The organism is Bradyrhizobium sp. MOS001 (genome assembly GCF_004634465.1).
Taxonomy (GTDB): domain Bacteria; phylum Pseudomonadota; class Alphaproteobacteria; order Rhizobiales; family Xanthobacteraceae; genus Bradyrhizobium; species Bradyrhizobium barranii.
The window spans coordinates 472,733-485,170 of the sequence record NZ_SPVJ01000002.1; the positions used below are offsets into that span (position 1 = coordinate 472,733).

8 protein-coding genes and 1 pseudogene are annotated in these 12,438 nt (G+C 63.5%); 3 read left to right on the forward strand and 6 right to left on the reverse strand.

Going from position 1 to position 12,438, the window contains the following annotated elements; translation table 11 throughout:
• Positions 1-351: 351 nt before the first annotated feature.
• Together CT676_RS05660 and CT676_RS05665 are read right to left on the reverse strand one after the other, a co-directional pair.
• Entirely contained in the window at positions 352-1,017 is a 666-nt protein-coding gene (locus CT676_RS05660; protein WP_085404065.1) for a hypothetical protein, read from the reverse strand.
• Between the two features lie 414 nt (positions 1,018-1,431).
• The gene (locus tag CT676_RS05665) at positions 1,432-3,648 is read right to left on the reverse strand and encodes a penicillin-binding protein 1A (protein ID WP_085404064.1); all 2,217 of its coding nucleotides are present in this window, start codon (positions 3,646-3,648) and stop codon (positions 1,432-1,434) included.
• Positions 3,649-3,831: 183 nt separating this feature from the next.
• Here CT676_RS05665 and CT676_RS05670 point away from each other — a divergent pair.
• Positions 3,832-4,110 (forward strand): annotated as a pseudogene (locus tag CT676_RS05670) (DUF1330 domain-containing protein); the annotation flags it as partial.
• A 177-nt stretch (positions 4,111-4,287) separates the two neighbouring features.
• Here the strand turns inward: CT676_RS05670 and CT676_RS05675 are convergent.
• From CT676_RS05675 to CT676_RS05685, 3 genes are all read right to left on the reverse strand, one after another.
• A complete protein-coding gene (locus tag CT676_RS05675; RefSeq protein ID WP_085404063.1) occupies positions 4,288-5,514 on the reverse strand; it encodes an ABC transporter substrate-binding protein in 1,227 nt (408 codons plus the stop codon).
• Positions 5,515-5,787: 273 nt separating this feature from the next.
• Positions 5,788-7,029: an ABC transporter substrate-binding protein gene (locus tag CT676_RS05680; protein ID WP_085404062.1), complete on the reverse strand. Its 1,242-nt coding sequence runs from the start codon at positions 7,027-7,029 to the stop codon at positions 5,788-5,790.
• A 147-nt stretch (positions 7,030-7,176) separates the two neighbouring features.
• Complete coding sequence (locus CT676_RS05685) at positions 7,177-7,533, reverse strand: DUF1304 domain-containing protein (RefSeq protein ID WP_187388035.1); 357 nt, start codon at positions 7,531-7,533, stop codon at positions 7,177-7,179.
• Positions 7,534-7,630: 97 nt separating this feature from the next.
• Here CT676_RS05685 and CT676_RS05690 point away from each other — a divergent pair, with 97 nt between their 5' ends.
• Positions 7,631-8,161: a methylated-DNA--[protein]-cysteine S-methyltransferase gene (locus CT676_RS05690; protein ID WP_085404061.1), complete on the forward strand. Its 531-nt coding sequence runs from the start codon at positions 7,631-7,633 to the stop codon at positions 8,159-8,161.
• Positions 8,162-8,169: 8 nt separating this feature from the next.
• Here the strand turns inward: CT676_RS05690 and CT676_RS05695 are convergent, their stop codons facing one another.
• Positions 8,170-10,959 (reverse strand): [protein-PII] uridylyltransferase, encoded by a 2,790-nt coding sequence (locus CT676_RS05695; RefSeq protein ID WP_071909009.1) that lies wholly within the window; start codon positions 10,957-10,959, stop codon positions 8,170-8,172.
• Between the two features lie 188 nt (positions 10,960-11,147).
• On the opposite strand from CT676_RS05695, the gene CT676_RS05700 reads away from it, so the two are divergent.
• Complete coding sequence (locus CT676_RS05700; RefSeq protein WP_014491109.1) at positions 11,148-12,119, forward strand: aliphatic sulfonate ABC transporter substrate-binding protein; 972 nt, start codon at positions 11,148-11,150, stop codon at positions 12,117-12,119.
• Positions 12,120-12,438: the final 319 nt, after the last annotated feature.

Below are 12,438 nucleotides of genomic sequence, written 5' to 3' on the forward strand. Positions count from 1 at the left end.
CGCTGCTAGCCAACACTCACTGGGTCGCCCGGCTTGACCGGGCGACCCAAGTATTCCAGAGGCGGTTATTGTTAAGCCGAGAAGCCGCAGCGTACTGGATTCCCCGCTTTCGCGGGGAATGACAGCGGAGGACGGGGCGACATCAGTGCGTCTCGTGCCACGCTTTCCGATTTCCCCGAGCGACCGACCCATCGGACTATCCAGGCGAGCAGCTCTCGTCGCGCGACATCGCGGGCGTTGAACGCCGACGATGGCTGCTCGTTGTTCGGCGTTAGCCGGGATGATCTTGCTTGATGTGCTTTGACAAAATTCGTCGCCCGGATGCCGCGCGTCCTCAAACCATCTCTCAGGTCAGGCGCTGATATCTGCGCTTGTCCCCGGCTGCGCGCGCGAGGCGAGATAGGACGATTGCAGTTGCACGGCGGCCTTCTGGCCCTCGGCCAGCATCGCCTGGAAGGCCGCGTCGAGTTGATCGCGACTATAGGTCGCAGAATTGCTCTGACGCGGTGTCCATTGCGATTGCGTGATCGCGGTGGACGCTTTTTCGACGGTGCCGCCAAGCAGCTTGGCGTAATTGTCGGCTCGCCATTGCGCCAGATCAGGTCCACTCAGACCGGGAGGATCCTCGAGCTTGCCGATCTTTGCGGCCGCCGCGTTGGTCATCGTCGAGGACCCGCCATTGTACAGTGTGGCCACCACCTTGCCGTCAACCTTCACCTGGGCATAGGTGTTCTCAGGTGCATCGTCCGAGACGGCCGGTTGAGTCGCGTTCGCGCCGTGGGTCATCAGCCAATTCGTTGCCATCAGGTCGCGCAGGACCGGGTTGTCCGCCACCGAGATCGGCTTGGCGCCTTGCAGCGGCTTGAGTTGCGACACGCTGATTCCTGGGCTGCTGGTCGCAGCGTCAGTTGCAGTCGACGCCTCCGGCTGGAGATCTGATGTCGTTGTCGCATTGGAACCGGACGTTGATGCAGGACGCAGATAGGGCAACGCCGCGCTGGATAGACCTGCAATCATGGAACGCTCCTTCCCACTAAACCCGAGTCTTTGGGACTCAACTCAGCCCGAGCAAACGCTGCTGGCAGTATCCATCACTGTCATCGCCCGCGAAGGCGGGCGATCCAGTACGCCGCGGCAGCTGCTTTGAATCTCGACGTCTCGGCGTACTGGATTCCCCGCTGGAGCCTGTCAAGGGGCTCGCCGAAGGCGAGACCCATTGGCGGGGAATGACAGTTGAGAGCGGGGCGACGTCAGCGCGCTTTGCGCGATCCCCGCCATACTTCGCGACGATTGCGCGGCACGCTCGATTTGTCCCGCCGGATCAAACGTTTCCTACAATCCACCGCGCGGCGCGCCTGAAGTCACCGGCTACTGTGCATGGGGTTGTTTTCGCGTTTTTTGTTTTGAGGCCCTGGGGACCTCAGCTCGAAGCTACCGATTTCCGCCGAACAGCCGGTCCATCAGCCAGCCGTCGAGCCCTGCGGCGGCTTCCGGCCGCACATTGGCGCGCGTCGGAGGCGGGCGATAGCCGCCACTGCTCGCCGGTGCCGGTCCGGGTGCTGTCGTCGCCGTCGGCGGCGATACCTGCGATGCCGCCTGCGCGAGGTTCGACAGACCCCAGCTCGCTTGCGAGTTCGGCAAGGCGGCCACCGGCACGCCCTCGTGCGCCGTGCGCATGAAGCGGGTCCAGACTTCGACGGGCAGGCCGCCGCCGGTCGCCTTCTTGGTCGGCGAGTTGTCGTCATTGCCGAGCCAGACGCCGGTGACGAGGTTGGCGGTGTAGCCGATGAACCAGGCGTCGCGGTAATCCTGGCTGGTGCCGGTCTTGCCTGCTGCCGGCCAACCGGGGATATCCGCCTTCTTGGCGGTGCCTGATATCAGCGTCTCCCGCATCATCGTGTTCATCATGCCGACATAGCGCGGATCGATAACTTGGTTGCGCTCTTCCGCTTGCCGCATGTAGAGCAGCTTGCCACTGAGCGTCCTGATCCGCGTGACGACGTGCGGCGCCACCGCGAAGCCGCCATTGGCGAAGGGGGCATAGGCGCCGACCAGCTCGACGACCGAGACTTCGGAGGTGCCGAGCGCGATCGAGGCATTGGGCTCGAGCTTCGAGGAGATGCCGAGCCGGTGCGCGGTGCGCACCACGTTCTTCGGTCCGACCTCGAGACCGAGGCGGATGGCGACGGTGTTGAGCGACATTGCCAGCGCCTGCGTCAGCGTCACCGCGCCGAAATATTCATGGGTGTAGTTCTCGGGCTTCCAGCCCTTGACCTCGATCGGCGCGTCCTGACGCAAGGTATCAGGCGTCAGCCCCTGCTCGAGCGCGGTCAGGTATACGAACGGCTTGAACGAGGAGCCCGGCTGGCGTTTCGCGGTGACCGCGCGGTTGTACTGGCTGTCGGAATAGTTCCGCCCGCCGACCATGGCGCGTACCGCTCCGTCGGGCGTCATCGCCACCAGCGCGCCTTGGCTGACATTGAACTTGACGCTCTTGGCCGCGAGCTCGTCGATGATGGCGGCTTCCGCCACGCTCTGCAGCTTCGGATCGATCGTGGTCTCGACCTTGATGCTCTCGTCGATCTGGCCGACCAGATCGTCCAGCACCTCGCCGATCCAGTCGGCGACGTAGTTGAGCGTGCCGGCTCCGGCCGGCTTCACGTTGTAGGAGGGGTGGCCGATCGAGGCCTGCGCCTGTGCTTCGGTGATGAGTTTTGCATCCGCCATCGCCGCGAGCACGATCTGCGCGCGCGCTTCAGCGCCTTCCGGATTGCGGTTCGGCGCCAGCCGCGACGGCGATTTGACGAGGCCCGCCAGCATCGCGGCTTCGGCGACGGTGACGTCCTTCGCCGACTTGCCGAAATATTTCTGCGCCGCGGCCTCGACGCCATAGGCGCCCGAGCCGAAATAGACGCGGTTGAGATAGAGCTCCAGGATCTCGTTCTTGGAATGCTTGCGCTCCAGCCAGATCGCGAGCTCCGCCTCCTGCAGCTTGCGCGCCATGGTCCGCTCCTGGGTCAGGAACAGGTTTTTCGCGAGCTGCTGCGTCAAGGTCGAGCCGCCCTGCGAGACGCCGCGATGGAGTACGTTGGTGACGAGGGCCCGCAGGATGCCAATCGGGTCGATGCCGAAATGCGAGTAGAAGCGGCGATCCTCGATGGCGATGAAGGCCTTCGGCAGATAGGGCGGCAGGTCCTTCAGCGAGACGTTGGCGCCCGCCATCTCGCCGCGCTGCGCCAGCATGCTGCCGTCGATGCCGACGATCTGGATCGTCGGTGGCCGCTTGGGAATCTCCAGCGACTGGATCGGCGGCAGATGGGCGCCGACATAGATCACGACGCCGATCACGGCGATCACGCCCCACAGGCCGAGCACCGCACCCCAATAGACGAGGCGGCCGAGGCTGAAGCCTCCGCCCGATTTCGACCGGCGCTTGGCGCCGCTGCGGCCGGCTTGTGCCTTCCGCTCGCGCGGCGGCTCGTCGCCGGCATCCTCGCTCTTGCGCTTGGCGGATGATTTCGTTGATTTCTTCGGCTTGTCCTCGCCGCCGGGGACGCGGTCGGCCGCGGTCAGGCGCAGATCGGCGAGCGCAGCAGGCAAGCCGAACAACGGCTCCTTCCGCCCACCCTTTTTCTTTCCCCACGCCATACGCAAAACGCCCGGTCAGCCCGCCCCGCCGCACGCTACCGGTCGCTGTTTAAGGCCCGGTTACCCAGAGCTTAACGCGCGATTAGGAGGTGCGGCATTCGCCTGCCGCAGTTCCGCTCGCCGGGCGGCAGAGCTAGGATCGCCGACATAAAACAAGAGGGAACCGGCATGGGCCATATCGATGCGGCCTACGGCCGCGAGAGCGGCCCGGTGTTCGAGCGCCTCGGCGGCCGCATCGTCTGGCAGGGCAAATTCGAGTTGATGCTGATCGGCCCGCAAGAGGAGCGCTGGGACCATTGCTTCATCGCCGAATATCCAAGCGTTGCCGCCTTCGTCGAGATGATCCGCGATCCCGTCTATCGCGAAGCGGTGAAGCATCGCCAGGCCGCGGTGGAGGATTCACGGCTGATACGGCACGCGGTGCTGCCGGTGGGGAAGAATTTTGGGGAGATACCGGAGTAGATGTCTCTGCGCGCATCTCCCTCCGCCGTTATGGCCGGGCTTGACCCGGCCATCCACGCCCTTGCCTTGCCGCTCCAAGAACGTGGATGCCCGGGCCTTCGCCGCGCCGAAGCGGCTTCGGCCGCGCAGGCGGGACAAGCCCGGGCATGACGTCGTTGAGGCAGTTGTTTCCGAGAACTAATCGATCGGGCCCGCGTCCTCCAGGATCGGGCCGAACAGCTCCCAGCGTTCGCCGTTGAACTTCATCATCTGAAGCTGCTTGTTAACGCGGTAGTCGGTCGCCGAGGTGTTGGCCTTGATACCGGGCAGCGCGATATCGCTGGTGACGTCCTTCAGCGACGCCGCCTGCTTCATGACGTTCTCGCGCGTCAGATCGTCACCGCACTGCTTCAACACATGGACCAGGAGCTGGGCTGTGCCATAACCATAGGTGTTGAAGTTCGAGTCCTTGTCGCCGTCCGGATAGTACTTCGCCATGAAGTCAAAATACTTCTTCAGGCCGGCGTCGTCCTTCCAGGTTGGATCGAGCGGTTCTTTGCCGTAGTTGACGCTGATCAGGCCCTTGGCCGCATCAAGGCCTGCCGGCTTCAGCACCGCACCGACCGAGGTGGCGTTGATGTCGACGATCTGGATCGGATGCCAGCCCATTTCGGCGATCTTCTTGATCGCCTGTGCGGCCTGCTTCGGCGTTGTGGCGCTGAAGAACAAATCGGCGCCGGCGTCCTTGATCTTGAGGATCTGCGAATCCACGGTCGGATCGGAGACCTCGTAGGACGCTTCGGTCACGATCATCTTGGCGGCTTTGTCGCCGAGGCCGGCCTTGATGCCGTTCAGATAGTCCTTGCCGAGGTCGTCGTTCTGATAGAGCACGCCGATCTTGGCGTCCGGATGCTGCTTCAGAATGTATTGGCCGTAGATTCGGCCTTCGACGAAGTAGTTGGGATTGTAGCCCATGGTCCACGGAAAGTTCTTTGGATCGGTGAACCTCGAGGCGCCGGTCGCTGCGAACAGCTGCGGCACCTTCTTGGAATTGAGATATTTCTGGACGGCCGCGTTCACAGGCGTGCCAATGATTTGGAAAGTCAGCAGCACCTCGTCGCTCTCGACGAGCTTGCGTATCTGCTCCACGGCTTTCGGCGGCGAATAGGCGTCGTCATACTGGATCAGGTTGATCTTGCGACCATTGATGCCGCCCTGGTCGTTGATCATTTTGAAATAGGCGGCCTGGGTCTTGCCGATCGACGAATAGGCCGACGCCGGTCCCGAAAACGGCATGGTCTGTCCGACCTTGATCTCGGTGTCGCTGGCGCCCGGATCATATTTTTTCTGGGCACTGGCCGCGGTGACCGACAGCGCAATGGTTAGCGCCGTTGCCGTGGCCAGATGCAGCATTCCATTCCTCATTCGCAATTTCCTCAGTTTGTTATTGCCGATGATCTGCCCGGATGCTCTTGCGCACAGGACGTCACCGCTGAGGGCGATTGTGGATGAGGCGTTGCTGCAACGCAAGGTGGGTGGAGACGCGCAGTTCGTAGGGTGGGTTAGCCTTGTGGCTGCGCGAAGCGCAGTCCGCCAGGCGTAACCCACCACTTCTGCTGCCGCGGATGTCGAAGAGGTGGATTACGCCGAGCAGATGCGCTTTGCGCATCTGCAGGGCTAATCCACTCTACGCAGTTACTAACCCGCCGGGCCGTTGTCCTCGATGATCGGGCCGAACAGCTCCCAACGCTCGCCGTTGAACTTCATCATCTGCATCTGCTTGTTGACGCGATAGTCGTTCGGTCCGGTGTTGATCTTGATGCCGGGCAGCGCGAAGCTCGGGGTGAAGTCCTTGATGTTGGCGACCTGCTTCATCACGTTCTCACGCGAAAGGTCGTCGCCGCACTGTTTCAGCACCTGCGTCAGCAACTCGGCGACCGAATAAGCGTAGGTGTTGACCGTGTTGAGCTTGTCGCCTTCGGGGAAATACTTGTCCATGAATGCGAAGAAGGCCTTCACGCCCGGATCGTCCTTCCACTGCGGATCACTCGGCTCCTTGCCGTATTGGGTCGAGATGATGCCCTTGGAGATGTCGAGGCCGGCCGGCTTCAGCGTCGCCGAGATCGGGCTCGCATTGATGTCGAGGATGTGCACCGGCGTCCAGCCGAGCTCGGCCACCTTCTTGATGGCCTGCGCCGCGAATTTCGGCGTCGAGGCATCGTAGAAAAGATCTGCGCCGAGCGACTTCAGCTTGACCACCTGCGAGTCGACGGTCGGGTCGGTGACCTCGTAGGACACCTCGCCGACGATCATCTTGGCTGCCTTGTCGCCGAGGCCGCTCTTGAGGCCGGCGAGATAGTCGCGGCCCATGTCGTCGTTCTGGTAGAGCACGCCGATCTTGGCATTGGGGTGATTGGCGAGAATGTACTTGGCGTAGATGCGTCCCTCGGACACGTAGTTGGGATTGTAGGCGATGGTCCAGGGATAGTTCTGCGGATCGTTGAAGCGTGCGGCGCCGGTGGAGGCCAGCAGCTGCGGGATCTTCTTGCCGTTGAGATATTTTTGCACGGCGGCGTTCGCGGCCGTGCCGATGATCTGGAAGGTGAACAGCACCTCGTCGCCTTCGACGAGCTTGCGCACCTGCTCGACCGTCTTCGGCGGCGAATAGGCATCGTCATACTGGATCAGATTGATCTTGCGGCCGTTGATGCCGCCCTGATCGTTGATCATCTTGAAGTAGGCGGCCTGGGTCTTGCCGATATTGGCATAGACGGAATAGGCGCCGGAGAACGGCACGGTCTGGCCGATCTTGATCTCGGTGTCGCTCGCGCCGGTGTCGTATTTCTTCTGGGCGAGGGCTTGATTGAAGGGGGCTTGGCTGGCGGAGAACGTGAAGGCGAGCGCCGCCGTGGCAGCTATGAAGGCTCTGCGATTGTTCATCTTGGTTGTTCCTCCTGACGGAATTTCCGGTCGACGGTCTTTTCCCGTTGATTGCAACGGTCGCCATCGCTGCCGGAGAGTGTGGAGGAAGGTCCGGCGCCGCGCAAGGATCGCGACGCTGCGCCGTAGCGTCTCAGGTCACGAGAATCAGGTCAGAAACAGCGCAACCAGCGCGATCGCCGCCGGCAGCGCCTGCACGAGCAGGATGCGGGTGCTGACGGTCGCCGCGCCGTAGGCGCCGGCCACGATCACGCAGAGCAGGAAGAATGCCTTGATCTGGAATGCGAAGGCCGGGTTGCCGTGGACGAGGCCCCAGATCAGGCCGGCGGCGAGGAAGCCGTTATAGAGCCCTTGGTTGGCCGCCAGCACCTTCGTGATCTCGGCCTTTTCAGGCGTATTGCGGAATGTCTTCAAGCCAAGCGGCTTGTCCCAGAGAAACATCTCCAGGATCAGGAAGTAGGCGTGCAGTGCGGCGACCAGCGCCACCAGGACATTGGTGATCAGAATCAAGTTGAGCCCCCCAAAGCGTCAGCTTTCGGGTGGACGTTAGCACGGCCGGCATGGCAAGTGCGATGGCGTGTTTCGATGGCCTGGTGTCGCAATGCCCGCTCGATCAACCAAACCGCCTGAACGATTCGGCCTCGATCGCCTGACGACGCCGATCGGGATCGCGCTGCTCGTCACCGATGCCGAGGGCGCCTTGCGTGCGCTCGACTGGGAAGACTACGAGCACCGCATGCGCGAGCTGTTGCGCCTGCAATACGGCGCCGTGGATCTGAGCGATCTGCCTGCGCCGACGGAGATGCGGACGGCGCTGTCGGGTTATTTCGAAGGCGATCTCGGCCAGCTCTCGGGCGTCGCATGGCGCATCGCCGGCACGCCTTTCCAGCAAAGGGTCTGGACCGCGCTCGCGCAAATCCCTGCCGGTACCACGATGAGCTATGGCGCGATGGCCGCAAGGATCGATATGCCCAAAGCCATTCGTGCCGTCGGCCATGCCAACGGCTCAAACCCGATCAGCGTGGTGCTGCCCTGTCACCGCCTGATCGGCGCGGATGGCTCGCTGGTGAAATATGGCGGCGGGCTCGAGCGGAAGCGCTGGCTGCTGCGGCATGAGGGGGTAGAGATTTAGCTCTCTCCTCACGCCGCCGGCTGCACCGCCTTGTCGCCGGCCATCACGTGGGTCAGCGCGCTCTTGATTGCGGACTGGCGCGTCGGCGCGTTGATCTGCGCGCCCAGGAGGTCGGTGACGTAGAACACGTCGCGGGCGCGCTCGCCGAAGGTCGCGACATGGGCCGAGGCGATGTTGAGGTTGAGCTTCGAGATCGCGGTGGTCAGCTCGTAGAGCAGGCCGGGGCGGTCGAGGCCGGACATCTCGATCACGGTGTAGCGGTCGGACCATTGGTTGTTGATGGTCACTTCCGGCTCGATCGTGAAAGGCCGCGCCTTGCTGCGCACGGTGCGCCGCGCCACCACTTCGGGCAGACGCAGCTTGCCTTCCAGCACGTCCTCGATCATCTCGCCGATGCGCGTGGCGCGCCGGCCCTCGTCCTCGTCACGATCGTATTCCCTGGAGATCGAGATCGTGTCGAGCGCGCGGCCGTCGGTCGTCGTGTAGATCTGCGCGTCGACGATGTTGGCGCCGGCCGAGGCGCAGGCGCCGGCGATGATCGAGAGCAGCCAGGGATGGTCGGCGGCGAAGATGGTGAGCTCGGTGACGCCGCGCACCTCGTCGAAGCCGACATTGATCGCGAGCTTGTGGCCGGCCTGTTCGCTGGAGCGGACGAAGCGGGCATGGCGGATCTTTCGCGGCAGCTCGACCTTGAGCCAATAGGCGGGATAGTGCCGGCCGATATAGGCATCGAGCTCGTCCGCCGGCCACTCGGCGAAGGCCATGCGGAATTCGGCGTAGGCGGCCGTGAGGCGCTTGCCGCGGTCGACTTCCGAGAAGCCGCCGGTCAGCACCGGTTCGGTTTCATAGTAGAGCGAGCGCAGGAGCTGCGCCTTCCAGCCGTTCCACACGCCCGGGCCGACGCCGCGGATGTCGGCGGTGGTCAGGATCGTGAGCAATTTCATCTGCTCGACCGACTGCACCACGGCAGCGAAATTCTCGATCGTCTTGCGGTCGGAGAGATCGCGCGACTGCGCGACCGTGGACATCGTCAGATGTTCCTCGATCAGCCAGGCCACGAGCTCGGTGTCGGCCGCGCTGAAGCCGAGCCGCGGGCACAGCCGGCGCGCCACCTTGGCGCCCGCGATCGAGTGATCCTCCGGCCGTCCCTTGGCGATGTCGTGCAGCAGCGTCGTGATGTAGATCACCGCACGGTGCTCGGGCCGGATCTTGCGGAAGAGATCGCTGGCGAGCGTGAACTCCTCGATGCCGCCGCGCTCGATGTCCTGCAGGAAGCCGACGCAGCGGATCAGATGCTCGTCGACGGTGTAGTGATGATACATGTTGAACTGCATCATCGAGACGATCTTGCCGAAGGCGCGGATGAAATGGCCGAGCACGCCGGTCTCGTTCATCCGCCGCAGCACGATCTCGGCGTTGTCGGAGGTCAGGATCTCCATGAACAGCCGGTTGGCTTCCGGGTTCTCGCGCAGCTGCGCGTTGATCAGTCCGAGCGAGCGCGTCACGTCGCGCATCGCGTCCGGATGGAAGGCGAGGTTGTTCTTCTGCGCCAGGCGGAAGATCCGGATCAAATTGACCGGATCGTGCTTGAACACGTCGGGCGCGGCGACGTTGATGCGGTTGTTGTCGACGAGGAAGTCGTCGCTGTCGGGGACGCGGCGCTTCGCGGGGGCGGGGCGCAGCCGCGCCATCATCCGGCTCAGCACCGGCGCGGGCTTGGCCTGCTGGTCCTCGAGCTTGGCGCAGAGGATGGCGGTGAGGTTGCCGACTTCCTTGGCGACCAGGAAGTAGTGCTTCATGAAGCGCTCGACGTCCTGCATGCCGGGATGCGAGGTGTAGCCGAGCCGGACCGCGATCTCGCGCTGGAGATCGAAGGAGAGGCGCTCCTCCGCGCGGCCGGAGTAGAAGTGCAGATTGCAGCGCACCGACCAGAGGAAGTCGGCGCAGCGGCGAAAGGTGCGGTATTCCTGCGCGTCGAACACGCCGCGCTCGACCAGCTCGTCGGTATCACGGACGCGGTAGACGTATTTGGCGATCCAGAACAGCGTGTGCAGGTCGCGCAGTGCGCCCTTGCCGTCCTTGACGTTGGGCTCGACCAGATAGCGCGACTGGCCGCCGCGGCGGTGGCGCTCCTCGCGCTCGGCGAGCTTTGCGGTGACGAATTCGGACGCCGTGCCCTGCACCACGTCCTTGTCGAAGCGCGCGACCAGTTCGTCATAGAGCGGCTGGTCGCCGGTCAGGAAGCGCGTTTCCAGAATCGCGGTGCGGATGGTCATGTCGCCGCGCGCCTGCCGGATCGATTCATCGACCGAGCGCGTGGCGTGCCCGACCTTCAGCCCCATGTCCCAGAGACAGTAGAGAATGGCCTCAGCCACCTGTTCACCCCAGGCGGTCTGCTTGTAGGGCAGGATAAACAGGAGATCGATATCGGATTCCGGGGCCATCAGGCCGCGGCCATAGCCGCCGGTCGCGACCACCGCCATGCGCTCCGCGCCGCTCGGGATCGGCGAGCGGTAGAGATGCCGGGTCGCCGCCGAATACAGGATGCGGATGATCTCGTCCTGCACGTGGCACAGCCGCTCGGCGCAACGCCTTCCGTGACGGTCCTTCAGCAGGATCGCCTGCGCCGCGGCGCGCGCCGCGATCAGCTCGGCCTTGAGCAATTGCGCCATGGCGGTGCGGAACGTGTCCTCACGTCCCTGATGCTTCTCGGCAAGCGCATCGACCGCGGCGGTGATCCGCGCGGTGTCGAAGCGATCGTCCACCTCGGCCTTGTGCTCAGTCGCGACGCTGTCCATGTCTCACCGGATATAAGAGGTGACAGGCGCTGTCACCCGCCATTCTCTGGCAATAGTCGTTCCATGCTGGAAAAGGCCGGCCTCGGGCAAAATCGTTCTCGGCCGAGGGGCTTTCGGGATAGCGATTTTCTCGTTGACCTCTAGAAATAACTCATTGAAAAACAATGAAGTTTTTGAGGAGGCTGGGCATGACCGGGATTACACGACGCATTCTGTTGGCGGGGGCTGTTGCGCTCGCCATGACCCCCGCGGCACGGGCGGCGGATCCGCTCAAGGAAATCCGCATCGACTGGGCGACCTACAATCCGGTGTCGATGGTCCTGAAGCAGAAGGGTCTGCTGGAGAAGGAGTTCGCCAAGGACGGCATCAGCATCATTTGGGTGCAGTCGGCCGGCTCCAACAAGGCGCTCGAATTCCTCAACGCCGGCTCGATCGATTTCGGCTCGACCGCGGGCTCGGCGGCGCTGGTGGCGAAGATCAACGGGAACCCCATCAAGTCGATCTACGTCTATTCGCGTCCCGAATGGACGGCGCTGGTGACATCAAAGGATTCCAAGATCGCGAGCGTTGCCGATCTCAAGGGCAAGCGCGTCGCGGTGACGCGCGGCACCGATCCGCACATCTTCCTGGTGCGCGCGCTGCTCGGTGCCGGCCTCACCGAAAAGGACATCACGCCGGTCCTGCTCCAGCACGCCGACGGCAAGACCGCGCTGATCCGCGGCGACGTCGACGCCTGGGCCGGCCTCGATCCGATGATGGCGCAGGCCGAGGTCGAGGAAGGTGCAAAACTGTTCTATCGCAAGGCGGATGCCAACACCTGGGGCATCCTCAATGTGCGCGAGCAGTTCTTGAAGGACTATCCGGACGCCGCCCGCCGCGTGCTCGCGGTGTATGAAGAGGCGCGCAAATATTCGCTGGCGAATTACGATGATCTCAAGAAGACCTTCATCGCCGTGACCAAGCTGCCGGACGCGGTCGTCGACAAGCAGCTCAAGGAGCGCACCGAGCTCACCCACAGCCGCATCGGCGCACCCCAGCGCGAGTCGATCCTCGCTGCCGGCCTTGCCCTCCAGCAGGCCGGCGTCGTCGACGCCAAGGTCGATGTGAAGGCGACGCTGGATGCCTTGATCGACGACCAGGTCCCGCTGCCGACGAATTAGTTCGGCAAGCGTGCGCGGCAAACTCCACTGTCGTCCCGGGCAGCGAAGCGAGCCCGGGACCCTTAACCACAGGGCGTGGTTTGGCGCGAAGGCCGTCACTCCGGGTCCCCGTAACCATATCGCCCTGTGGTTATGGGCCCCTGTGTCTTGGAAGTCTGTCAGGATGGGGTGGGCGGGAAGCCGTTGGGTCCTTGGCGCTTGACGCCGTGATCCGGCCCGGTCTCCCGCCCGTTCCATCTATCAACCTGAACAGTTGCACGAGGCTGCGGCAACAGACCTCGCATCACAGGGACAGGCACCGTGATCATACCCCTTCGTT